The organism is Variovorax sp. R-27, from assembly GCF_049913215.1.
Classification (GTDB): domain Bacteria; phylum Pseudomonadota; class Gammaproteobacteria; order Burkholderiales; family Burkholderiaceae_C; genus Variovorax.
The window spans coordinates 1,111,870-1,135,067 of the sequence record NZ_CP183984.1 but is presented as its reverse complement, the minus strand read 5'-3'; the positions used below and the strand labels follow the sequence as shown (position 1 = coordinate 1,135,067).

Genomic DNA, 23,198 nt, shown 5'->3' with positions numbered 1-23,198 from the left:
GGTCAGCTGGCCCCGGTGCGTTCTGCGACGCGAAGAATTGCGCTGCGCGAGCGCGGGTTGCCGCCCACCTCGGCGTCGGACGGCTTGATGCGCTCCAGGGCGCGCAGCTTCATGACCTTCGGGGCGGCAAACGGCGCGCGGCGGTCGTAGACCTCCTTCGAGTGCTTGGCGATGAACTGCTTCACGATGCGGTCTTCCAGCGAGTGGAAGCTGATCACCGCGAGCCGCCCCTGGGGTTTGAGCACGGACAGACTCGCTTCTAGCGCCTGTTGCAGCTCTTCAAGCTCGGCGTTGATGAAAATCCGAAAAGCCTGAAATGTGCGCGTTGCAGGGTTCTGGCCCTGCTCGCGGGTTTTGACCGTGCCAGCCACGAGCTCGGCCAGTTCGGTGGTGGTTGAAATTGGGCCCCGTTCTTGTCGGCGAGCAACAATCGCCTTTGCAATCTGAACAGCAAACCGTTCTTCGCCATAGTCACGGATCACCTCTGCAATCTGCTGAAGTTCGGCCGTTGCCAGCCATTCGGCCACGCTCTCGCCGCGCGTGGTGTCCATGCGCATGTCGAGCGGGCCGTCGAAACGAAAACTGAAACCGCGCACCGGGTTGTCGATCTGCGGCGAGCTCACGCCCAGGTCCATCAGCAGGCCGTCGACGCTCGCGTCGGGCAATTCGCCCAGCGAGCGGAATCCCTGGTGACGGATAGAAAAACGCGCATCGGAGATGCGCGCTGCTTCGGCCACTGCTTCCGCATCCTTGTCGAATGCGATCAGCCTGCCTTCCGGCGCCAGCCTGGAGAGGATTGCACGCGCATGCCCTCCCCGCCCGAAGGTAGCGTCCACGTAGGTGCCGGTTGCCGCCGTGCTGCCGGAAAGAAGGGCTTCCACCGCTTCGTTCAGCAAGACGGTCGTATGGGTCCATGGGGTGTTCACTTGGGTCCTCAGAACGCAAAGTCCTGAAACACATCCGGCATCTCGCCCTGGGTGGCCTCGGCCTCCTTGGCCTCGTACGTGGCCTTGTCCCAGAGTTCGAAGTGGTTGCCCATGCCCAGCAGCAGCGTCTCTCGCGTGATGCCGGTGGCCGCGCGCAGTTCGGGCGACACCAGGATGCGGCCGGTGCCGTCCATCTCGACGTCCATCGCGTTGCCGAGGAAGACGCGCTTCCACCACTGCGCCGACATCGGTAGCGCGGCGATGCGCTCGCGGAATTTTTCCCATTCGGGACGGGGGAACACCATCAGGCATCCGTGCGGATGCTTGGTGATCGTGAGCTGGCCGCCTGCCGTCGCGCTCAGGACGTCACGATGCCGGGTCGGCACGGAGAGCCGCCCCTTGGCATCCAGACTGAGCGATGAAGCGCCTTGAAACACGACCACGAACCCCTGTGTTGGGAGTGCTGCAGCACCCGAAAGGGGCGCTACCCGCACTTTTTCCCACTTAACTGCACTTTTTTGCACTGTAGCAGGAAACACTTCGGAAGCAACTGGCCGTTTGGGCTATTTTTTGTAATGGAATCAACGACTTAGCGCCGATTCCAAAACCATGGAATCGGCGAATTTCGTTGAAAATGAAGTACTTAGCTCACGCAATGAATGTGATGCGTGAAGGATTCCCCCGTTACAGGGGGAAGGAGAAGCGGCTTCAGAGAATGAAGCGCGAAAGGTCTTCGTCGTGACTTAGTGCCGCAAGGCGCTGGTCGACATAAGCGGCATCGATGCGGATCGATTGCCCTTCGAGGCGGGTCGCGTCGAAGCTTACCTCATCCAGCAGGCGTTCCATCACGGTCGACAAACGGCGTGCGCCGATGTTCTCGGTGCGCTCGTTCACCTCGAAGGCGATGGCGGCCAGCCGGTTCACGCCTTCGGGCGTGAATTCAAGCGTCACGCCCTCGGTGGCGAGCAGCGCCTGGTACTGCTTCACCAGCGACGCGCGGGTCTGCGTGAGGATGCTTTCGAAGTCCGCCACCGAGAGCGACTGCAACTCCACGCGGATCGGAAAGCGCCCCTGCAGCTCGGGGATCAGGTCGCTCGGCTTGCTCAGGTGGAAGGCGCCGCTCGCGATGAACAGCATGTGATCGGTGCGCACCACGCCGTATTTGGTGGTGACGGCCGTACCCTCCACCAGCGGCAGCAGGTCGCGCTGCACGCCCTGACGCGACACGTCGGAGCCCTGCGCTTCGCTGCGCGTGGCGACCTTGTCGATCTCGTCGATGAAGACGATGCCGTTCTGCTCGGCATTGGTGATCGCCTGCGTGCGGATCTCGTCCTCGTTCACCAGCTTGGCCGCTTCCTCGTCGATCAACAGGCGCAGTGCCTCGGCGATCTTGAGTTTGCGCGTCTTGCGCTTGCCGCCGCCGATCTGGCCGAACATGCCGCGCAACTGCTCGGTCATTTCCTCCATGCCGGCCGGGCCCATGATTTCCAGCGGGGTGCGCGTCTCGGCGAGGTCGAGTTCGATCTCCTTGTCGTCCAGCTGGTGCTCGCGCAGTTTCTTGCGGAAGGCCTGGCGGGTGGCGTTGCCCGTGTCGGCCACAGCGCCATCGGCACCACGTGCGGGAGGCAGCAGCACGTCGAGGATGCGGTCTTCGGCGGCGTCTTCGGCACGCGCGCGCACCTTGGTGCTTTCCGATTCGCGGGTCTGCTTGACGGCGATTTCGGCGAGGTCGCGAATGATCGAATCGACGTCCTTGCCCACGTAGCCGACCTCGGTGAACTTGGTGGCCTCGACCTTGATGAAGGGCGCATCGGCCAGGCGCGCGAGGCGACGGGCGATTTCGGTCTTGCCCACGCCCGTGGGGCCGATCATGAGGATGTTCTTCGGGGTGATCTCGTGGCGCAGCTTGTCTTCGACCTGCTGGCGGCGCCAGCGGTTGCGCAGGGCGATGGCCACGGCGCGCTTGGCGGCCGGCTGGCCGACGATGTGGTTGTCGAGCTCGGAGACGATTTCCTGGGGGGTCATGGACATGGTCAGAGCGCTTCCACCGTGTGGTTCATGTTCGTGTAAATGCAGATTTCTCCGGCGATCGCCAGCGATTTGCGCACGATCTGCTCGGCCGAGAGGTCTGTGTTGTCGATCAGCGCCTTGGCCGCTGACTGGGCATACGCCCCGCCTGATCCGATGGCGATCACGCCGTCTTCGGGCTCCAGCACGTCGCCGTTGCCGGTGATGATGAGCGAGGTGGTGGCGTCGGCCACGGCGAGCATGGCCTCGAGCTTGCGCAGCACGCGGTCGGTGCGCCAGTCCTTGGTGAGTTCGACTGCCGCGCGGGTCAGGTGCCCCTGGTGCTTTTCGAGCTTGGCCTCGAAGCGCTCGAAAAGCGTGAAGGCGTCGGCCGTGGCGCCGGCAAAGCCGGCGAGCACCTTGCCGTGATAGAGGCGGCGCACTTTGCGCGCCGTGCCCTTGATGACGATATTGCCGAGAGTGACCTGCCCGTCCCCGCCAATGGCGACCTGGTCGCCTTGGGGGGTCTTGCGGCGCACGCTCACGATGGTGGTGCCGTGAAACTGTTCCATCGCAGCCATCTGGGGGTGCGCCGCGGCAATGCAACCGCCATAGGGCGGCGCAGGTTTTAGTTTTTCCTAACCGTCACTGTCGAATGATCGGCAATGCCTACCAGGTTGAACAGCGCGGCAATCAACCGGTGCGCATCGACGAACTGCACGCGCTCGCCATTGGCATCGCGTGCGCGCACCCAGCTCAGCAGCGTGCCCACGGCGGCCAGGTCCATACGCAGCAGCGCGGCACACGAAATGACCGGGGCCGTGGTGTGGCGCAGGTCGTTGTCCAGCCGTTGCCAGCTCGACAGCGACTCGCCCCGCAGATCGCCCGCCAGCGCGGCAAAACCGCTGTCGGTGGACGGAAAGCTCTCCGAATCGCCACCGACCGACAGCAGCGACCACACCGAGCTGGGCCGGCTCGCGGGCGGCGCGGCCAGCGTGGTGCATTCGCCCTTCGGGTCTTGCCAGGAGGGCGGCGACACCTCGTAGGTGATGCAGTAGTTGAGCGCCACCAGTTCGAAGTCGTCGGGCAGGTGCATCAGGCGAAGCGCCGCAAGGTGCAGCTGCCACCAGATGTCGTCGGTGCCACGCTCGTTGTTGGGTGCGGCCTCGGACAGCACGGCAAGCAGTTGCGCCGAGCCCATGAAGCGCAGCTGCACCGGCGAATCGGCCCAGTGAGTGAACAGCACGCGCAGCGGCGCGGCAGCCTCAGGCTCGACGGCGTGCAGCCCGCGCCAGTCCAGCGTCCACACCGAGCCTGCCTTCGACAGCGCACGGGTGAGCTCCATCAGGCCTTCGCGCGCCAGGCGCGTGGGACAGGTCCAGTCGGCATGGGCGCTGCTGCCTTCAGCAGCGGCCCCGGCCGCCTCTTCGCTGGCAGTGACGGCCTTGACGCTGCGGGCCAGCTCATCGAGCGAAACCCAGTCGGGGCCCATGCGCCGCATGCGCTGCGCATAGCGCATGCGGGCGGCGGCGAACTTGGCGGCGTCACCGGTTGCGCGGTACAGATCGAACAGGGCGCGCCAGCGGTTGTCGTCGCGTTCGGCCGCGGCGTCGTGCCCGCCCTCGGTGGGCGTCGTGCCTTCGGTGGAGGCCAGGGCCTGCAGCAGGATGGCTTCGGCGCCGGTGTCGTCGCTGTGCGCGAAGCGGATCACCGCCTCTTCCAGCGCGCCGTCGTGCGCAAGGCGCGACGACAGCAACGGCACGCTGGCGGCCACCGCCGGGGCATCGTCACCAGCCTCGGCTGCAGCCACTGGCGGGATGACGGGCAACACGGCGGGCTCGGACAGCAGATCGTCGGTATGCACCGGCGGCAGCGTCTCGGCGCCGGCGTCAGGCGGCGGGTTGACCAGCGTTTCGCCGTTCGGGCCCCGCCCCTTCCACCACTGCTGCGACATCTGCTGCTCGATCTCGTCGATCTTCTTGAGCGTGAGCGCGCGGCCTTCCGATTTCTCGGAGGTGCTGTTGATGTTGAAGGAAGACGGTGTGACCGTCGCCTCGAAGGCGTGGGCGGCGGCCTCGCGCTGGCGCAGCTTGCGCAGCATGTCGAACTCGCGCCGGCGCACGAAATCGTTGCGCTGGCGCCGCTCGATCATCTCCTTCAGCATCTCGCGGCTGTAGGTCTGCTGGGCGGGCAGCGAAGAGTCCGAGGTCGAGGCGGAGGCAGGGGCATCCAGCTCCGACCAATCCTTCAGGGGATTGCGGACAAATTTGGCCACCTTGGAAAAAAGGCGGCCCGATTCTTCCTTAGGCATTCGGCGAAGGCTATCGAAGTCGCTGGGTTCTATCTACCTTGACCCTGTTTCAATCCCCGAACATCTTTTGCTTGAGTTCGCGGCGCTGTTGCGCTTCGAGCGACAGCGTGGCAGTCGGGCGGGCCAGCAGGCGACCGACACCGATGGGTTCACCGGTTTCGTCGCAGTAGCCGTAGTCGCCGGCGTCGATGCGCTGGATCGACTGCTCGATCTTCTTGAGCAGCTTGCGCTCGCGGTCGCGGGTGCGCAGTTCGAGGGCGTGTTCTTCCTCGATGGTGGCGCGGTCGGCCGGGTCGGGCACGACCACCGTGTCTTCACGCAGATGCTCGGTGGTCTCGCCGGCGTTCTCGAGAATGCCGCGCTTGAGTTCTTCGAGCTTCAGGCGGAAGAACGCCATCTGCTTTTCGTTCATGTACTCGTCGTCGGGCATGGCGATGACTTCAGCGTCGCTCAGCTCGGAAGGAGTCTTGGTCTTCCAGTTGTTGGCCAGCTTCGGGTCTTTCTTCACGGCCAGGGGCGGCGGCGGCACCAGCGCGGTGGAAGGCGCCTGCGAGAAGCTGGACTTGGCGGCGGTCGATGCGACAGATTGCGGCATCGAGGGCACGGTAAGTTGCGACAGCCGGGACACGCGGCCACCACGCGCGGCGGGTGCGGGCGTGGGGGTTTGAACGGGCATCGAGGGTGTCGCCGGGGCGGAAGTGGAGGCGGCAGCCGTTTTTTTCATGGGGATCGAGGGGGCAGAAGGAACGGCAGCAGGGCGGCCGACGGGTTTGGATGACGATGAGCCCGCGCCTGCGGTCTTGGTGGCGGCAGTTGCAGGCTTGGCGGACTTCTTGGTCGCAGCGGTCGCGGCCTTGGCCGGTGGTGCTGCGGGCTTTTTGGACGGCGCGCTTTTCTCCTTCGCTGCGGGGCCATGTGCGGTGGCGGAAACCTTTTTGGCCGCAGGTACAGCCTGCTTCGCAGCCGGCGCCTTCTTTGTGGCGGGCTTGGGTGCTGGCGTGGCCTTGGCGGCGGGTTTCTTCACGGTGACTGGCTCCTTGGTCGAACTGGAACGCGCTTTCACTGGGTGTCTCCTCCCATGGGAGCCACTTGCGGCTTTCAGACCACGCAGGCTCCCCGTTGTCGGGGTGCTCGCCAGTGGCGAACCCCGGGGTTATACCCCCGAAAGCCCACCAGGAACGTGCGGCGCCCCGTGCCGGAAGTCACATCTTGTCCACGAGAACTGGACATGGCTGCCGGAACAGGCGCGCGATTGTATAGAGAACTCGCAGGCGCGGGCGATGTCTCGGCATGCCGGCCAACTCCGTTAGCATCGCGCGGCGCTGTCTGTGGGAGCAGCGCGGCCCCGGGCCTTTGTCCATATGGCGCAGGGGGCCTATCCGTTCATTCGCAAAAAGAAAGCAAGTCTTGAACAAGAAAGTAGTTTTGGGAGTCCTGGCCGCGGCTATCGCCGTCGCCTACGGCGGCAGCACCTGGTGGGCCGGCACGCAAATCAAGTCGCGCTACGACATCGCCTTCGACGAGCTGCCGAAGCAGACCGCGCTGGTGCGCGTGACCGAGCGCAAATATGAACGCGGCTTCTTCGGTGCCGTCAGCACCGTGACGCTGGAAATCGGCTGCGCAGCCGATGCCGCCGCCCCGGCAGCAGCAGCACCCGCCGCCGCCGACAAGCCCGCCGAGGGCGAGGAAGCCGAGGCAGACGAAGAGGAAGACGCAGGCGGCATCAAACCGCCCAAGCAGCTGCGCCTGACCATCCGCGACACCATCCATCACGGCCCGCTGGCCGGCGGCACGCTGGCAGCGGCCACCATCGACAGCGAACTGGTGCTCGACGAGAAGACGCAGGCCGCGGCGAAAAAGCTGTTCGGTGACGCCAAGCCCCTGAGCGCGCGCACCAAGGTCGGCTTCAGTGGCGCCTTCACGACCGACCTCACCGTCGCCCCCGCCAAGCTGGTCGAAGAAGGCAAGGGCCGGCTCGACTGGCAAGGCATTCAGGCCCGCCTGGAAGTCAACGCCGCGCGCACCCAGGCGCGCTACGACCTGACCGTGCCCGGCCTGGACTTCAGCGAAGCGCGCAGCGGCGTGACCATGAAGATGGGCAAGCTCGCCGCCAAGGCCGACATGGACATGAGCGCCGGCTGGTTCCTGGCCACCGGCAAGACCGAAGGCCGGCTCGACACCCTCGAGTTCGCCGTCAAGAAGAAGGCTGCCGAGGACGGCGCCGCACCGGCAGAACCACCAAAGGCGCTGCCGGCAGTCGTGCTCCAGAACATCGAACTGGTCGGCGAAGCCAGCACCAAGGACGGCCTCTATGCGTCGAGCGGCACGTTCAGGGGCACCGGCAAGATCGGCGAGACGAAGATCGACAAGTTCGAACTGACCAGCGGCGCGCGCCGCATCCATGCCGCCGGCTACAAGAAGCTGGCCGACGCCTGGATGCAGTCCAGCGCCGCCAGCGGCTGCGGCAAGGGCGGCAGCAAGGCATCGCAGGCCGCCATGCAGGCGCTGGCCGAGCAGCTCGCCCCCGACCTCAAGGCGATGGCGAAGTACGGCCCCGAAGCCGGCCTCGACAAGATGCTGGTCGAAATCGACGGCAAGCGTGCCGAAATCGGCTACACGGTCAGCATGGCCGGCGTGACCGACGAAGACCTGCAGATGCCCGGCACCGCGCTGCTCATGAAGCGCGGCGTGCTCAAGGCCCACGCGCGACTGCCCATGAAGTGGATCGAGAAGCTGGCCGAAACCGGTGCAGAGAGCGGCCAGACGCCTCCGCCCGAAATGGTGGCCGGCCTGGTCGAGCAAGGCGAGCAGAGCGGGTTCGTGAAGCGTGACGGCGACGACGTCACCGCCCAGGTCGAGTACAGCGAAGGCAGCCTGAAGGTCAACGGCAAGCCGCTGGGCGGGATGGGCGCAACCGGCAAGTAAGCCGGCCCCGGCCCGAATGAAAAACGGCGCTGGCCTTTTGGGGCCAGCGCCGTTTTCTATTTCAGCAAGCCTTCAGCTCAGACCAGGCACTGCTCCAGCCCCTGCTCGAGAATTTCGCGCGGCAGCTCGATGCCGATGAACACCATGCGACTCTGGCGCGCCTCGTCCTTGCCCCACTCGGGGCCCAGGTCGCTGCCCATCAGCTGGTGCACGCCCTGGAAGATCACCTTGCGCTCGGTGCCCTTCATGTTCAGCACGCCCTTGTAGCGCAGCATGCGCGGGCCGTAGATGTTGACGATCGCGCCCAGGAAGTCTTCCAGCTTGGCCGGGTCGAAAGCGCGGTCGGCCTTGTAGACGAAGCTCTTGACGTCATCGTCCGTGTGGTGATGATGGCCGTGGCCCTCGTGCTTGTGCGAGGGGTGGTCGCACGCCTCGCCATGCGCGTGGTCATGGTCGTGATGGTCGTGGTCGTCTTCCTTCAGGAAGTCGGGGTCGATGTCGAGCTTGGCGTTCAGGTTGAAGCCGCGCAGGTCGAAGATGTCCTTCAGCGGCACGTCGCCGAAATGCGCCTTCTGCTGCGGCGCGCGCGGATTCATGTGCTTCAGGCGATGAATGAGCGCATCGGTCTCTTCGGCCGACACCAGCTCGCTCTTGCTGATGAAGATCTGGTCGGCAAAGCCCACCTGGCGGCGCGCTTCCTGGCGGTCGTTGAGCTGCTGCGGCGCGTGCTTGGCGTCGACCAGCGTGAGGATCGAGTCGAGCAGGTAGCTCTCGGCGATCTCGTCGTCCATGAAGAAGGTCTGGGCCACGGGGCCGGGGTCGGCCAGGCCCGTGGTCTCGATCACCACGCGGTCGAAATCGAGCAGGCCCTGGCGCTTCTTGGCGGCCAGCATTTGCAGCGCTTCGCGCAGGTCTTCGCGGATGGTGCAGCAGACGCAGCCGTTGCTCATCTGCACGATCTGCTCCTTCGATTCGGTCACGAGGATGTCGCTGTCGATGTTCTCTTCGCCGAACTCGTTCTCGATGACCGCGATCTTCTGGCCGTGGGCCTCGGTCAGGATGCGTTTGAGCAGCGTGGTCTTGCCCGAGCCGAGAAAGCCGGTGAGGATGGTCGCGGGAATGAGGGCCATGGGGATAGTGCTCCGGAAGCGGAAAACAGGAGATGGGGGCGGGAAATGGGACGAAAAGGCGTGGCCCGGCAGTTTAGCCAATGCCACTGAGTTGCGTTGGCGGCAGGGTCAAGACGGCGTCAGGCGGGCTTTCTGACCACCACCAGGCCCTTCAGGTACTCGCCCTCGGGAAACTCGATGGTCATCGGATGGTCGGGCGCGGCGCCCAGGCGCTCGGCGATGTAGCCGTCCACGCCCGCATCGAGCCCCGCCGAGGCCACGATCTTGTGGAACAGGTCGGCGCTGATGCCGCCCGAGCACGAGAAGGTCAACAGCACGCCGCCCGGCTCCAGCAGCTTCAGCGCCAGCCGGTTGATGTCCTTGTAGGCCCGCGCAGCGCGTTCGGCGTGCGCCACCGTGGGCGCGAACTTGGGCGGATCGAGCACGATGGCGTCGAAGGTGCGGCCCTGGTCGATGAACTCGCGCAGCACGGTGTTGACGTTGGCATCGAGAAACTCGGTCTGTATGCCCTGCCCTTCGAAACCATTGAGCGCGAGATGGCCACGCGCCCGCTCCAGCGCGGGCAGCGACGAATCGACCGACACCAGCTCCACGCCTTCGAGCGCGCCCGCGGCCTTCAGCCCCGCCAGCGCCGCAACGGTGAAGCCGCCCGTGTAGCAGAAGCAGTTCAGCACGCGCCGGAAGCGCCGGTGCTGCGCCAGCTCGGCAAAGCGCTGGCGGCTGTCGCGCTGGTCGAGATAGAAGCCGGTCTTGTGGCCGGTCGCGATGTCGAGCGAGAGCTTCCAGCCGTGCTCGCGAATGGTGATTTCGGTGGGGCCGTCGCCGCGCAGCCAGCCCGTGACGGGCTTCAGGCCTTCGCGCTCGCGGCCGCTGGCGTCGGAGCGTTCGTAGAGCTTGCCCAGGCCCGTGGCCTTGAGCAGCGCGTCGGCCAGAACATCTTTCCAGCGCTCGACACCGGCCGAGAGGAACTGCGCCACCAGCGTGTCGCCATAGCGGTCGACGATCAGCCCCGGCAGGCCGTCGGCCTCGCCGTGCACCAGCCGCACGCCGTCGCTCTGCAGGTCGAACAGGCCGCGGGCGGCCACGGCGCGGGCGCACACCGAGGCGAAGAAAGCAGCGTCGATGCGCTGCGTTTCGACGAAGCTCCAGGCCCGCGCGCGGATCTTGGAGATGGGGCTGAAGGCCGCCCATGCGAGGAAGGCGCCGTCGTGCGACTCGACGCGCACGGTCTCGCCGGAGTCGGCGCCACCGCGCGCGATGGCCGATTCGAAGACCCATGGGTGGCGGCGCTGCATCGAGCGCTCTTTGCCGGGTTTGAGGCGAAGTGTTTTCATTGTTCTTTGCTTACTTGTCGTTCTCTGGCTTGGCCTTCGCGCGCGAGGACTCGGGGCGCGCCTTCGCGCGCGGATGTGCCGCGTCATAGACCTTGGCCAGGTGCTGGAAATCCAGCCGCGTATAGACCTGCGTGGTCGCAATGTTGGCGTGCCCCAGCAGCTCCTGCACCGCGCGCAGGTCGCTGCTCGATTGCAGAACGTGGCTCGCGAAGGAATGGCGCAGCATGTGCGGATGCACCGGCGCCGCGAGGCCGGCCTTGAGGCTGCGCTCGCGCAGCAGCTTCCACACCGCCTGCGACGACATCCGCATGCCCTTGGCGCTGATGAAAAGCGCGGCCGCCGCTTGCGGGTCGCGCAGCCGGGCGGTAGTCAGCCCGGGGCAATCGCCGCGCACCGCGAGCCAGTCGCGCACCGCCTCGGCCGCCTTGCTGCCCATCGGCACGATGCGGCGCTTGCTGCCCTTGCCGAGCACGCTGGCTTCCATCGCATCCAGATCGACCCAGCCCCGCGCCGTGTTGCTCGCCTGCGCATCGAGCCCCGTGAGCTCGCTCACGCGCAGCCCGCAGCCATAGAGCACTTCGACGATGGCGCCGTCGCGCGCCTCGGTCCATGGGTCGGCCTCGGGGTCGTACAGCTCGGCGAGGCGCACCGCGTCGTCCACGCCCAGTGCCTTGGGCAGCGGCCGGCCGGCCTTGGGTGCGTGCACGTCCTGCACGGGGTTGAAGCCGATCAGCCCTTCATTGCCCAGCCAGCGGTAGAAGCTGCGCCAGCACGACAGCACCAGCGCAATGCCACGCGGCTCGCGCCCGGCGCTGTGCAATTGCGCCATCCAGCGGCGCACGTGGGCGGTCTGCACGCGGTCCAGCGGCAGCTTTGCCTCGGCGGCACGCTCGCGCAGGGCCTGCAGGTGAAAGGCATAGAGCTCGACCGTGCGCGCCGCGAGCCGGCGCTCGACGCGCACGTGCTCCAGGTATTTTTCGATCCAGTCCGGGGGAGTGGATGCGACCGGCTCAGAAGAGATAGCCATGGCCGGCATTGTTGATTACTGCCGCCGGCTCGCGCAATGCGCCTTTCGAGAACGGGCCCAAGGCCCGCCAGCACGACGTGGGCGCCGCCGCGTACTGCACGTCGAAGCTCTGGTCGAAGCCGCTCTTCTTCACCAGCCGCTCGATGCGCCACAGATGGAAGGGCTCCGACACGATGACCACGCTGCGCACGCCGGCTGCCAGCAGCAGCGGACGCGACAGCGACAGATTCAGCCGCGTGGAGGTCGATGCAGGCTCGAGCACCATCGGCCCCGCAAAGCCCGAGGCCACCGCGTGTTCCCCCATCGTGATGGCCTCGATGCGGCTGTCCTCGGAATCAACGCCACCCGAAAAAGCCAACTGCCTGACCAGGCCGGCTTTCGCCATTGCCAGGGCCACGTCGACCCGCCCCGTGAGGCACGGATGCGGCTTGCCGTCGAGGTACGCGCGGCTGCCGAGCACCAGCGCCGCATCGGCCGGGCGCTGCGGCGGATGCGCCAGCAGCTCTTCGGCATGCCACCAGAGGAAGGCTCCGATGGCCGCATACACCAGCGCCACGGCCAGCACCCCGCCGGCCAGCACGACCTGCCACGGCCGCCGCAACCAGCGCGGGCGCTTCAAGGACGAAGCCGCGAAAGTCCGCCCGAGGCCAGCTCGGCGATGCGCTCGAGAAAGTCGGTGCCCATCTCGGCGTTGAAGCGCTGCGCGTCGGGCGACGCCAGCACCAGCATGCCGAAGGCCGGCGACTCGGCGTCCGGGCGCAGCGGAATCAGCGCGATCGACATCGCGGCCTGCGGCTCGGGCAGCCAGTTGGCCGCCTCGAAGCCCGAATTGAGCCCGCAGTACGGCGAGGTCAGCGAGGTGGCCAGCGCCTTCACGTCGTCGCTCACCCACTGGGCATAGGCTTCGTTCAGGTATTCGCTCCCGCAGTCCCACACCTTGATGGCCGTCTGCGGCACCAGGAACAGCGACTGCAGGTCGACCGCGATGCGGTACGGCAGGCTGCGCGGGTCGCGCGTGGTCAAGAGGCCCTTGGTCCAGCGCTGCAGGCGGTCGGCAATGACGACGTTCTCGGTGCCGTGGCGCACCATGTCCATCAGGCGGTGCTCCAGCGCCTTGATCTTTTCGCGCAGCATCTCGGCCTGGCGCTCCTGCAGGCTCACGGCGCGGTTGCCGTGCGGGCTGGTGAGCTGCACCTGCGCCAGCAGCTGGGCATGGCGCTCGAAGAAGTCGGGCGTGTTCGCCAGGTAGTTGGCGATGTCGTCTTCGGTGATCGGGTTCATGGCGTTGGCGTCGTTGTTGTTCGTGAAGTTGGTCGTCATGGCAGCTCCGGCACCTCGATGTCGCCTTCGAAGACTGTGGTGGCCGGCCCGGTCATCAGCACCGGCTGCCCCTCTCCCTGCCACTCGATCGTGAGAATGCCGCCGTGCGTCTGCACGTCGACCCGGCGCTCCAGCAGGCCAAGGCGAATGCCCGCCACCACCGCCGCGCAGGCACCCGTGCCGCAGGCCAGCGTTTCGCCGGCGCCGCGCTCGAACACCCGCAGCCTGATGTGCGAGCGGTCGACCACCTGCATGAAGCCCGCATTCACCCGCTGCGGAAAGCGCGGATGGTGCTCGATCTGCGGGCCCTGCTCGGCCACCGGGGCGGTGTCTACGTTGTCGACCACCTGCACGGCGTGGGGGTTGCCCATCGACAGAACCGCTACCGAAACGATAGCGGTGCCCGCGCGCGTGCCAAGGGCAAGGTGCCACTTGTGCCAGGCGCCTTCGGGCTGCGGGTCGAGCCCGGCGATGTCGAAAGGCACGCGCTCGGTTTCGAAGACGGGGGCGCCCATGTCGACCGTCACGCGGCCGTCGGCGCCCATGCGCGGCTCGATCACGCCGGACAGCGTCTGCACGCGCACTTGCGTCTTGTCGGTCAGGTGGTGTTCGTTGACGAAGCGCATGAAGCAGCGTGCGCCGTTGCCGCACTGCTCCACTTCGCCGCCGTCGGAGTTGTGGATCACGTATTGAAAGTCGACGCCTGCCGCGGGCGAAGGCCGCACGGTCAGGATCTGGTCGGCGCCGACGCCGAAGTGGCGGTCGGCCAGAAAGCGGTATTGCGCGGCACTGAGGCCCAGCGTGCCGCGTGTTTCGTCCAGCACGACGAAATCGTTGCCGGCTCCCTGCATCTTGGTAAAGCGGATTCGCATCCCGGGATTATCGCCACCGGCACTACCCTTGGCGACCACGGGCCCAAGCCCGTGGCCACGAAGACGGAACGATCAGGCCTGGATGAACGCCAGCAGATCGGCGTTCACCTGGTCCTTGTGGGTGGTGCAGGTGGCGTGCGGCGCACCTGCGTAGACCTTGAGCTGGCTGCCCTTGATCATCCCGGCCGCAAGCTTGCCGGTGGCCTCGAAGGGCACGACCTGGTCGTCGTCGCCGTGGATCACGAGCGTGGGCACGTCGATCTTCGCCATGTCGGGGCGGAAGTCGGTTTCCGAGAACGCGGTCACGCAGTCTATGGTGGCCTTGATCGAGGCCTGCAGCGCGATCTGCAGCGTCTGCTTGAAGACGCCTTGCGACACCTTGGCGCCGGGGCGATTGGTGCCGTAGAAGAGCGTGCTGAAGTCGTCGAGGAACTGCGGGCGGTCGGCGGCCAGGCCGGCGCGGATGCCCGCGAACAGCGAGGCGTCGGGCCCCACGGGGTGGTCGGCCGTCTTCATGAACAACGGAGTCACGGCGCTGATGAGCGCGAGCTTGGCCACGCGAGCGCTGCCCTTGCGCGCGATGTAGCGCGTCACGTCGCCGCCGCCCATCGAGAAGCCCGCGAGGATCACGTCCTTCAGGTCGAGCTTTTCGATCAGCTCGGCGATGTCGTCGGCGAAGGTGTCGTAGTCGTAGCCGGTCCAGGGCTGGCTCGAGCGGCCGAAACCGCGGCGGTCGAACGCGATGGTGCGGTAGCCGCGCTCCGCGAAGAACAGCATCTGGGCGTCCCACATGTCGGCGCTGAGCGGCCAGCCGTGGCTGAAGAGAATGGGCTGGCCCGAGCCCCAGTCCTTGTAATAGAGCTCGGTGCCGTCGCGCAGTGTGAGTGTGGTCATGGTTTTCCAGTGGAGTGAAAAAAAGAAAGAAGGAAGGGAAGGAAAAATCAGATCGCAAGAAAGTGATGCACCTCGGGCTTGCCCGGCCCGATGTGAAAGCGCAGCGCCTCGCCCTGCAGGTCGGCATCGGCCTTCGACACGCGATGGTGCTGGCGCAGATGCTCAGCCCACGACTCGACGAGGAACCACTCCATCACCCGCTCGGGGTCGGCCGTGTGCTCGTGCACGCCCCAGGCATAGGCGCCGTCGCGGCGGCGTTCCAGAGACAGGCGCTTCATCGCATCGAGAAACGCAGGGCGGTCTTCCTTGCGGATGCGGTACTCGACCTGGATCATCACCGGCCCGCGGTCGTTCGCCACCGGTTCGGCGAGCAGCGGCTCGGGCCAGTGGTTCGATGCCTGCAGGTCAGCCTCGCCGGCCGGCAGCCGCACGCGATGGAAGACCAGCCCGGCCATCACGAGCCCCACAGCCCCCGCCACCAGCGTGGCCGGCACGCCGATCTGCTGCGCCACCAGGCCCCAGCCCAGGCTGCCCGCAGCCATCGCGCCGTTGAACACCGTGAGGTACACGGCCAGCCCTCGCCCTCGCACCCAGTTCGGCAGGATCGACTGCGCCACGCCGTTGAGCGTGGTCAGCGCAACGATCCAGCCCAGGCCCAGCAGCAACAGCAGCAACACCGCCAGCCACTTCGGCGGCGCGAAGACCAGGCTGCCCATCACGGCCGCGGTAAGCAGCGCGGCCAGCAGCAGCATGCCGTCGGCGTCGAGCCGGGCGCGCAGGCGCGGCAGCACCAGCGCGCCGCCGATGGCGCCCGCGCCCACGGCGCCGAGCAGCACGCCATAGAAGCCGGCGCTGCCGCCGAGCATCTGCCGCGCCACCAGCGGCAGCAGCGCCCATACCGAACTGGCGAACAGGAAGAACACCGCCGCGCGCAACAGCACCACGTGCAGCTCCTTGCTGGCGCGCGTGTAGCGCAGGCCGGCGCGGAAGGCGCCGAAGAAGTTTTCCGACAACCCGCTGTCCACCGGCGCGGGGCGCTTCCACCACAGCAGCGCCGCGATCACGAACACGTAGCTCAGTACGTCGACGCCATAGGTGGCGGCCGCGCCGAAGCTCGCAAGAATCAGCCCGCCCGCAGCCGGGCCAATGGAGCGCGCGATGTTGATGCCCAGCGAGTTCAGCGCCACCGCGCTCTTCAGATCGCTGCGCGGCACCAGCTCCGGCACGATCGATTGCCAGGTCGGCCCCATCAGCGCCGCGCCGATGCCGCCCACGAAAGTCAGTGCGATCAGGTATTCGACCGTCAGCGCGCCTGTGTGCGAAAGCACCAGCAGCGCACCGCTCACGGCCGCGAGCACCACCTGCACGAAGATCAGGAAGCGCCGCCGGTCGAGGATGTCGGACAGCACGCCCGCAGGAATTGCAAGCAGGAAGATCGGCAGCGTAGCCGCCGTCTGGATGAGCGCCACTGCCGTCGGGTTGGCCGACAGGTCCGTCACCAGCCACGAGCTGGCCACGTCGCGCATGAAGCTGCCGATGTTGCCGAGCACGGTGGCAGCCCAGAGCACCGCAAACACCGGCTGGCGCAGCGGCGCGAAGGCGCCGGGTTGCGGTGCCGGTGCGACCGCACTGTGCGAAGGTTCAGACATGGGCACGCTCCTTCAGGTCATGCCAGGCGACGAGCAGAAAGCCGCCGACCAGCCCGAGATGTTCGAAGAAGGAGTTTGCCGCCATGAAGCGCTCCTGCCCGATCGGCATCTGCCAGAAGCGCAGCGCCACGAAAGTCGCCATCAGCGTGAAGCCCGCAAGCGCCAGCGCACCGAGCCAGCGCAAGCGACCGGCGAGGATCAGCGCCGAGGCCCCGAGCTCCAGCACGATGACCGCCACGGCCAGCGGGCCGGCGGGCGACAGGCCGAAGTGGTTCATCTCCGCGAGGGCCGAGTTGAAGTCCATCGCCTTGTTCAGCCCACCCTGAAGATAGGCGGCGCACAGCAGCAGCAAGGCGATCCAGCGAATCGCTGGCGAAGTGGTCCAGCGCATCGTCGTCACACCGCCCAGCAGGCGCAGCCGAGCGCGCCCCAGAAGCTCTTCAGGTCGGCAATGGGCAGCTTGCTGCTCCAGGCCGTGGCGTGCTGGTGGCCGTGCACGTTGCAGTTGTTGGCGCAGGCGCAGGCCGCGGCGGCATTGCGCAGAACCTTCTGCATCGGCGCGCCCTCGGCGGTGTCGGCCCAGCCGGCATAGCCACCGAAGGTGCGCGCGGGCGACCAGTCGGGCATGGCCGGCGGCGGCGCGCCTTCGTCGTGCGCGGCGAAGGGGCCGGCGCCGTAGACCACCTTGCCGCCCACCATCGTGAGCAGCGCCGTGGTGTCGGCAATCTCCGATTCGGCGCAGGCGAAGAAGTCGCGGTCGGGCACCACGAGGTCGGCGAGCTGGCCGGCCTGGATGCGGCCCTTCTTGCCCTCCTCGTTCGAAAACCATGTGACGTTCTCGGTCCACATGCGCAGCGCCTGTTCGCGGTCGATCAGGTTGCGCTGCGGCGTGATCTGCAGGCCGCCCACCGTCTTGCCCGTGACCAGCCACGACAGCGACACCCACGGGTTGTACGAGGCCACGCGCGTCGCGTCGGTGCCGGCCGACACCTTCACGCCCTTCTCGAGCATGCGCTTCACCGGCGGCGTGGCCTCGGCCGCGCCCGGGCCGTAGCGCTCGACGAAATACTCGCCCTGGTAGGCCATGCGGTGCTGCACCGCGATGCCGCCGCCCAGCGCCGCGATGCGGTCGATCGACTGGTCGGAGATGGTCTCGGCGTGGTCGAAGAACCAGTTCAGGCCAGCCAGCGGCGTGTCCTGGTTGACGCGCTCGAACACGTCGAGCGAGCGGCTGATGGTCTCGTCGTAGGTGGCGTGCATGCGCCAGGGCCAGCGGTTCTGCACCAGCACGCGGATCACTTCCTCCAGCTCGCCTTCCATCTCGGGCGCCATGTCGGGGCGCGGCTGGCGGAAGTCCTCGAAGTCGGCGGCGGAAAACACGAGCATTTCGCCGGCGCCGTTGTGGCGGAAGTAGTCGTCGCCCTGCTTGTATCTGGATGTCGCGGTCCAGTTCAGGAAGTCCTGCTTCTCCTGCTTGGGCTTCTGCGTGAACAGGTTGTAGGCCAGGCGGATCGTCAGCTGCCCGTCGTCGGCCAGCTTCTGGATCACCGCATAGTCGTCGGGGTAGTTCTGGTTGCCGCCGCCCGCGTCGATGGCACCGGTCACGCCCAGCCGGTTGAGCTCGCGCATGAAGTGGCGCGTGGAATTGAGCTGGTAGTCGAAGGGCAGCTTCGGCCCCTTGGCCAGCGTGGCGTAGAGGATGGCCGCGTTGGGCTTGGCCAGCAGCAGGCCCGTGGGGTTGCCGGCGCTGTCGCGCACGATCTCGCCGCCGGGCGGCGCGGGCGTGTCCTTGGTGTAGCCCACCGCGCGCAGCGCAGCGCCGTTGAGCAATGCGCGGTCGTACAGGTGCAGGATGAAGACCGGCGTGTCGGGCGCAACGGCGTTCAGCTCCTCGATGGTCGGCAAGCGCTTTTCCACGAACTGGTGTTCGGTGAAGCCGCCCACCACGCGCACCCATTGCGGTGCCGGCGTGTTCGCAACCTGCCGCTTGAGCATGCCCATGGCATCGGCCAGGCTGCGCACGCCGTCCCAGCGCAGCTCCATGTTGAAGTTCAGGCCGCCGCGAATGATGTGCAGGTGGTTGTCGATCAGCCCCGGCAGCACGCGCTTGCCGTGCAGGTCGATCACGCGGGTGGCGCTGCCGGCCAGCGGCAGCACGTCTTCGGCGCGGCCGACGCGGGTGAAGCGGCCGTCCCTGATGGCCACGGCGTCGGCCACGGGGTTGGCGCGGTCCAGCGTGGTGAAACGGCCGTTGTGCAGGATCAGGTCTGGGGTTTCGGTGTTGGTGGTCATGTTGTCGGAGAAGGAGGCGACGGCAAGGCCGGGGGCTGCGAGGGTGGCGCCGAGCGCTCCGAGGAGGCGCCGGCGGCTGGGGTCTGCGGACGGCTTCATGCGTCGCGCCTGCCGGAAGACCGGGCTTCGGCGGTGTTCACCGCCGTCGGCTGCGCACACTTCGGCAGTTCGCCGAACACGTGCGGCTTGACCTGGTGGTGCAGCCACGAGGTGGCCACCGCATCGGGCTTGATCACGCTCTTGATGAGCGGCGGGATCTGCTCGCCGAGCAGGATCCCGAGAAGCCCCACCAGGGCGATGACCGGCGGCGCCGGCGAGCGCACCTGGAAGAGTGCGTAGATCACGCCGACCAGCAGGCCGAGCGCGAGCGACAGGACATAGGGCTTCATGATTTCGTTCGCCTCGGCGTTGTCGATCAACCTTCGTGTGCGCCGAACATGGTCTTGGCGTAAGTCACGCCAAGGCCGTAGGCGCCGCCAACCTTTTTCGCGATGCCGGTGGTCAGCTCGTAGGTGTCGCCACGGGCCCAGTCGCGCTGCAGCTCGAGCAGGTATTGCAGCGAGGTCATCGGCTGCGCGCCGGCCTGCACCATGCGTTCCATCGCGCGGTTGTGCGCCTCGGCCGACACGTCGCCGCAGGCGTCGGCAATCACATACACCTCGAAGCCCTGGTCGAGCGCCGACAGTGCCGGCCCCACGATGCACACGCTGGTCCACAGGCCCGCCAGCACGATGCGCGGCTTGCCGATCTGGTTCACGCGCTCGATCACGGCGGCGTCTTCCCAGGTGTTCATCGAGGTGCGGTCGAGCATCTTCTGGCCCGGGAAGGCGTCGGTGATCTCGCTGAACATCGGGCCCGAGAAACTCTTCTCGGCCACCGTCGTGAGAATGGTCGACACGCCGAAGCCGGCGGCCGCCTGCGCCACCAGCGCGGCGTTGTTGCGCAGGTTCACGGCGTCGATCGAGTGCGTGGCAAAAGCCATCTGCGACTGGAAGTCGATCATGACCAGCGTGTGGTCGGTGGGGGTGAGCAGCTTGGCGCCGGCGGTGGGGGTGGCCTTGATGGACATGTGAAGCTCCTTGCGGTTGAGTGGATATTCGATTGAATTCACAATTGCTTTCGGAGGGAATCTCCTTGGCATGGACTGAATCATCGGGTCCGCATCAACTGTCATCGACGAAACTTTTCACAGGCAATGATCGAAGTTTTCGATCATTCCTTTTTCACCCCTTTCTCACTCCTTTTTCTCTTCAAGGAACCGCAGCGTGCTCAAACTCAGCCTGGAAGCCATCGAGGTCGTCGACGCCATCGCCCGCCACGGCTCCTTCGCCGCCGCCGCCACTCGCCTGAACAAGGTGCCCTCCACCATCTCGTACGCCGTGGGCAAGCTGGAGGAGCAACTGGGCATGCTGCTGTTCGAGCGCAACGGCCCGCGCGTGACCCTCACCGCCGCCGGCGAAGAAATGCTCAAGGAGGGCCGCTGGCTGCTCAGCGCCGCGAGCGATCTCGAATCGCGCATGCGGCTGATAGCCACCGGCTACGAGTCGGAGCTGCGCCTCGTGCACGACTCGCTGATTCCCACGCAGGCGCTCATCGACGACATCCGTGCCTTCGAAGACCTGCGCTGCGGCACGCGGCTGCGCATCGGCTGCGAGGCGCTCACCGGCAGCTGGGAGGCGCTGCGCGAGGGCCGCGCCGACATCGTCATCGCCGCGGGCGAAGGCCCGGCCGGTGGCGGCTACCAGGCGGTGACCGTGGGCAGCCTCGACTTCGCCTTCTGCGTCGCGCCTTCGCACCCGCTCACGCGGCTCGGCCGGCCGCTGCAGCGCGGCGACCTGCTGGAGTGCAACGCCATCGTGGTGGGCGACAGCGCGCGCACGCTGTCGGAGCGCACCGTCGGCCTGCTGGCCGGCCAGCCGCGCATCACCGTGCCATCGATGCCCGCGAAGATCGCCTGCCAGGTGGCCGGCCTGGGCCACGGCTTTTTGCCGCGCGCCTGCATCGTGGGCGAGCTGAAGCGCGGCACGCTGGTCGAGTTGCCCACCGAGGAACCGCGCCCACCCGAGGCCTTCTGGCTGGCCTGGAAGACCGGCGCGCAAGGACAGGCGCTGCGCTGGTGGCGCGAGCGGATGAACCGCACGCTGGTGCCGGCGCTGCTGCCGCGCTCGGCCTTCTGAGCCGCCGCGGCAGCGCCTTGCGGACCTACCCGGCCGTGCCCGGATAGTCGGACACGAAACCGCCGCCTGTCGGATATCTCGTGAAGAACCACATGGAAGCCTCGTCATCCAGACGGATGCAGAACAGCTTCTCGTCGCGCTCAGTCAACCTCAGCCCGTAGGCGTAGATCCGTTCCTCGACCTCATCGAGCAGCGAAAGCGCGCCTTCATCGACGAGGCTGTTGTACTCATCGATGAGCGCGACCAACTCCTGCGGGAACCGGTTCTCAAGAATCCGGGCGGAGAAACAGTACGGGATGTCTTCGTCAGCCCTGTAGTCGATGACGGCGATGACCTCTCCGTGCTTCGACAGGATGCGGTCGATCATCGAGCCGGCCTTTGCAGGAGCGCTCAGCCGGCCGCGCGCAACTTGTCCAGCGCCCGGTCCAGAAACGCCAGCCGGTCCTGCCCCCAGAAGCGCTCGCCGTTCAGAATGAAAGTCGGCGCCCCGAACACGCCCGCCTCCACCGCCTCCGCGCTGTAGACGCGGTAAGCCGCCAGCGTCTCGGCCGCCTGCTCCAGTGCCTGCAGCGAGGCGCCGTCGTAGCCGGTCTCGTCGGCCACCGCGATGCGCACCTCGGCCTGCGATGTGTCGCGCTCCTCGGCCCACAGCGCGCGCAGCAGCGCATGCGACAGCGGCTGCGCGTCGAGCCCCTGCAGCTGCGCGGCGATCACCATCCAGCCCGGGTACTTGTTCCAGTTGGGGTCGGTCGGCGCGCCCTTGGGGTAGTGCGCGGGCGCCAGGTTCATGGGCATGCCGAGGTAGTCGCTCCAGCGGGCGAGCTCCAGCGCGTGGTAGGTGCGGCGCGGCTCGGGCCGGGTCTTCAGCGGAATGCCGCCGGTCTGCGGCACCACGGCCTGGAAGTCGTACGGTTTGAGCGTGAGCCGCACGTGGTGGCGGCGCACGATGTCCTGCAGTTGCGGGCCGCCGAGGTAGGCCCAGGGGGAGGAGAGGCTGTAGTAGCAGTCGAGCGCGATCATGTTTCGATTATCTTCAGCGCATGCCCGACGCCACCGCGCTCCCCACCCTTCTCCCCTTGGGGTTTGCGCAGGCCATGCCGGCGCGATGAAGCTCCCCGCTTTTCTCTTCTCGCTGTTTCTCTCCAGGCTGGCCGACCAGATCCTGCTGTTCCTGGTGCCGCTCGTGGTGTTCCAGGTGACGCAGGACGTGGCTTGGTCGGGCTACGCCTTCGCGGCCGAGACGCTGCCGCGCTTTCTCTCGTTTCCCGTTTGCGGCGCGCTGTGCGACCGGGTGTCGCCGCTGAAGCTGCTGCGCGGCAGCCAGATCTTTCGCGCACTGGCCTGCGTGCTCGGCGTGCTGGCCAACGAAGCCATGGGCGGCATCTGGTGGCTCGTGGGGCTGTCGGCCGTGTGCGGCGTGCTCACCACGCAGGGAATGATGGCCCGCGAGGTGATGCTCCCGCAGATCGCCAGTGGAACCCGCGGCCTGGGCTTCGACAAGGTGCTGGCCTATGCGCAGACCGCCGACCAGACCGGCATGGTGCTCGGCCCCCTGCTGGCGGCTGCGCTGATTGCCGTGTGGCCGTGGCAGGCGGCAGTGTGCGCTGCGGCGGCGCTGTTCCTGCTGGCCGACGTAGCCACTGCCTGGTGGCGGCGCGGCAACCCCGTCGAGCTGCACGAGCCGCAGGGCGAGCCGGGGCAGCATCTGCTGAAACCCATCGCCACCGCACTCGGCCATGTGCTGCGCCTGCCGGGCCTGCTGCGGCTGACCATGCTGACAGCAGGCGTGAACCTGATGCTCGGCACCACACTGGCCTCTTCCGCCGCGATGGTCACCGGGCTGCACCAGCGCTCCGCCACCTACTACGCCGGGCTGCAGACACTGGGGGCCGTGGCCACCATCGTGATCCTGCTGGCGATCATCCGGGGATCGATCGCGCTGAAGCACATGGGCATCACCGCCTACCTGCTGATACTGGCCGGCGGCCTGCTCACGGCCGCAAGCACCAGCCACTGGGGCTATGCGGCCGGCTTCCTGCTGGTGATCGGGTTCGACAAGATGTTCAGCATCTACATCCGCATCCACCGGCAGCGGATCATTCCGGCGCAGGACTACGGCAAGACCACCGGCGTGATCGTGCTGCTGAACAACCTGACGCAGCCGCTTGCGGGGTTGATCGTCGGTGCGTTTGCCGATGCGACGCAGACGCGTGGGGTGATCTTTTCGGTGTGCCTGCTGGTGGGGGCCATCGGCATCGTTGCCGCCGTTGTGGCCAGCAGGAGCGCCGCTGCTGCTGCAGAGCCTTGATGGCAGCGGTGGTCAAATCCAACCGC

Annotated in this window: 23 protein-coding genes; 3 read left to right on the top strand and 20 right to left on the bottom strand. The window is 67.0% G+C overall.

The features are described from left to right. Positions 1-2: 2 nt before the first annotated feature. The 6 genes from rsmH to dksA all read right to left on the bottom strand — a co-directional run bounded on the left by rsmH (position 3) and on the right by dksA (position 6,268). Positions 3-926: a 16S rRNA (cytosine(1402)-N(4))-methyltransferase RsmH gene (gene rsmH / locus ACN9MV_RS05065; protein ID WP_093078604.1), complete on the bottom strand. Its 924-nt coding sequence runs from the start codon at positions 924-926 to the stop codon at positions 3-5. A gap of 8 nt (positions 927-934) precedes the next feature. After that, positions 935-1,363, bottom strand: coding sequence for a division/cell wall cluster transcriptional repressor MraZ (mraZ, locus tag ACN9MV_RS05060; RefSeq protein WP_081270207.1), 429 nt, complete (start codon positions 1,361-1,363; stop codon positions 935-937). 271 nt (positions 1,364-1,634) lie between these two features. Next, positions 1,635-2,957 carry an ATP-dependent protease ATPase subunit HslU gene (gene hslU, locus ACN9MV_RS05055; RefSeq protein WP_426391499.1) on the bottom strand — a complete coding sequence of 441 codons (1,323 nt, stop codon included), beginning with the start codon at positions 2,955-2,957 and terminating at the stop codon, positions 1,635-1,637. Between the two features lie 2 nt (positions 2,958-2,959). Continuing rightward, a complete protein-coding gene (gene hslV, locus ACN9MV_RS05050; RefSeq protein ID WP_042578379.1) occupies positions 2,960-3,505 on the bottom strand; it encodes an ATP-dependent protease subunit HslV in 546 nt (181 codons plus the stop codon). Positions 3,506-3,561: 56 nt separating this feature from the next. Further along, positions 3,562-5,244 (bottom strand): STAS domain-containing protein, encoded by a 1,683-nt coding sequence (locus tag ACN9MV_RS05045; protein WP_426391498.1) that lies wholly within the window; start codon positions 5,242-5,244, stop codon positions 3,562-3,564. A gap of 49 nt (positions 5,245-5,293) precedes the next feature. After that, on the bottom strand, positions 5,294-6,268 hold the full coding sequence (gene dksA / locus ACN9MV_RS05040; RefSeq protein ID WP_256216869.1) for an RNA polymerase-binding protein DksA: 975 nt from the start codon (positions 6,266-6,268) through the stop codon (positions 5,294-5,296). A 383-nt stretch (positions 6,269-6,651) separates the two neighbouring features. Here dksA and ACN9MV_RS05035 point away from each other — a divergent pair, with 383 nt between their 5' ends. After that, complete coding sequence (locus ACN9MV_RS05035) at positions 6,652-8,169, top strand: YdgA family protein (protein WP_426391497.1); 1,518 nt, start codon at positions 6,652-6,654, stop codon at positions 8,167-8,169. A gap of 77 nt (positions 8,170-8,246) precedes the next feature. On the opposite strand, the gene ACN9MV_RS05030 is transcribed toward ACN9MV_RS05035, so the two are convergent. The 12 genes from ACN9MV_RS05030 to ACN9MV_RS04975 form a co-directional block, all read right to left on the bottom strand. Then, the gene (locus tag ACN9MV_RS05030; protein WP_093056291.1) at positions 8,247-9,299 is read right to left on the bottom strand and encodes a CobW family GTP-binding protein; all 1,053 of its coding nucleotides are present in this window, start codon (positions 9,297-9,299) and stop codon (positions 8,247-8,249) included. 119 nt (positions 9,300-9,418) lie between these two features. Next, positions 9,419-10,633, bottom strand: coding sequence for a class I SAM-dependent rRNA methyltransferase (locus ACN9MV_RS05025; RefSeq protein ID WP_426391496.1), 1,215 nt, complete (start codon positions 10,631-10,633; stop codon positions 9,419-9,421). Between the two features lie 10 nt (positions 10,634-10,643). After that, on the bottom strand, positions 10,644-11,660 hold the full coding sequence (locus tag ACN9MV_RS05020) for a tyrosine recombinase XerC (protein WP_426391495.1): 1,017 nt from the start codon (positions 11,658-11,660) through the stop codon (positions 10,644-10,646). Further along, positions 11,644-12,279: a YdcF family protein gene (locus ACN9MV_RS05015; RefSeq protein WP_426391494.1), complete on the bottom strand. Its 636-nt coding sequence runs from the start codon at positions 12,277-12,279 to the stop codon at positions 11,644-11,646. The genes ACN9MV_RS05020 and ACN9MV_RS05015 overlap by 17 nt, the downstream gene beginning before the upstream one ends. Then, positions 12,276-12,980 carry a DUF484 family protein gene (locus ACN9MV_RS05010; RefSeq protein WP_093056297.1) on the bottom strand — a complete coding sequence of 235 codons (705 nt, stop codon included), beginning with the start codon at positions 12,978-12,980 and terminating at the stop codon, positions 12,276-12,278. The genes ACN9MV_RS05015 and ACN9MV_RS05010 overlap by 4 nt, the downstream gene beginning before the upstream one ends. Next, complete coding sequence (gene dapF, locus ACN9MV_RS05005) at positions 12,977-13,852, bottom strand: diaminopimelate epimerase (protein WP_093078595.1); 876 nt, start codon at positions 13,850-13,852, stop codon at positions 12,977-12,979. The genes ACN9MV_RS05010 and dapF overlap by 4 nt, the downstream gene beginning before the upstream one ends. 72 nt (positions 13,853-13,924) lie before the next feature. After that, complete coding sequence (locus ACN9MV_RS05000) at positions 13,925-14,746, bottom strand: alpha/beta fold hydrolase (RefSeq protein ID WP_093056301.1); 822 nt, start codon at positions 14,744-14,746, stop codon at positions 13,925-13,927. 47 nt (positions 14,747-14,793) lie between these two features. Beyond that, positions 14,794-16,395 carry an MFS transporter gene (locus ACN9MV_RS04995; RefSeq protein ID WP_426391493.1) on the bottom strand — a complete coding sequence of 534 codons (1,602 nt, stop codon included), beginning with the start codon at positions 16,393-16,395 and terminating at the stop codon, positions 14,794-14,796. Continuing rightward, complete coding sequence (locus ACN9MV_RS04990; protein WP_093056393.1) at positions 16,388-16,786, bottom strand: DoxX family protein; 399 nt, start codon at positions 16,784-16,786, stop codon at positions 16,388-16,390. Before ACN9MV_RS04990 ends, ACN9MV_RS04995 begins: the two co-directional genes overlap by 8 nt. A gap of 5 nt (positions 16,787-16,791) precedes the next feature. After that, entirely contained in the window at positions 16,792-18,687 is a 1,896-nt protein-coding gene (locus tag ACN9MV_RS04985; RefSeq protein WP_426393146.1) for an amidohydrolase, read from the bottom strand. Between the two features lie 95 nt (positions 18,688-18,782). Next, entirely contained in the window at positions 18,783-19,076 is a 294-nt protein-coding gene (locus ACN9MV_RS04980; RefSeq protein WP_093056394.1) for a DUF1427 family protein, read from the bottom strand. Positions 19,077-19,102: 26 nt separating this feature from the next. Beyond that, entirely contained in the window at positions 19,103-19,756 is a 654-nt protein-coding gene (locus tag ACN9MV_RS04975) for a hydrolase (RefSeq protein WP_093056307.1), read from the bottom strand. A 196-nt stretch (positions 19,757-19,952) separates the two neighbouring features. Between ACN9MV_RS04975 and ACN9MV_RS04970 the strand changes: the two genes are divergently transcribed. Then, a complete protein-coding gene (locus tag ACN9MV_RS04970; protein ID WP_093078589.1) occupies positions 19,953-20,864 on the top strand; it encodes a LysR family transcriptional regulator in 912 nt (303 codons plus the stop codon). Between the two features lie 25 nt (positions 20,865-20,889). Here the strand turns inward: ACN9MV_RS04970 and ACN9MV_RS04965 are convergent, their stop codons facing one another. After that, positions 20,890-21,231 (bottom strand): hypothetical protein, encoded by a 342-nt coding sequence (locus ACN9MV_RS04965; protein WP_426391492.1) that lies wholly within the window; start codon positions 21,229-21,231, stop codon positions 20,890-20,892. Positions 21,232-21,254: 23 nt separating this feature from the next. After that, a complete protein-coding gene (locus ACN9MV_RS04960) occupies positions 21,255-21,884 on the bottom strand; it encodes a 2-hydroxychromene-2-carboxylate isomerase (RefSeq protein ID WP_354338833.1) in 630 nt (209 codons plus the stop codon). 85 nt (positions 21,885-21,969) lie between these two features. On the opposite strand from ACN9MV_RS04960, the gene ACN9MV_RS04955 reads away from it, so the two are divergent. Next, the gene (locus ACN9MV_RS04955; protein ID WP_426391491.1) at positions 21,970-23,172 is read left to right on the top strand and encodes an MFS transporter; all 1,203 of its coding nucleotides are present in this window, start codon (positions 21,970-21,972) and stop codon (positions 23,170-23,172) included. Positions 23,173-23,198: the final 26 nt, after the last annotated feature.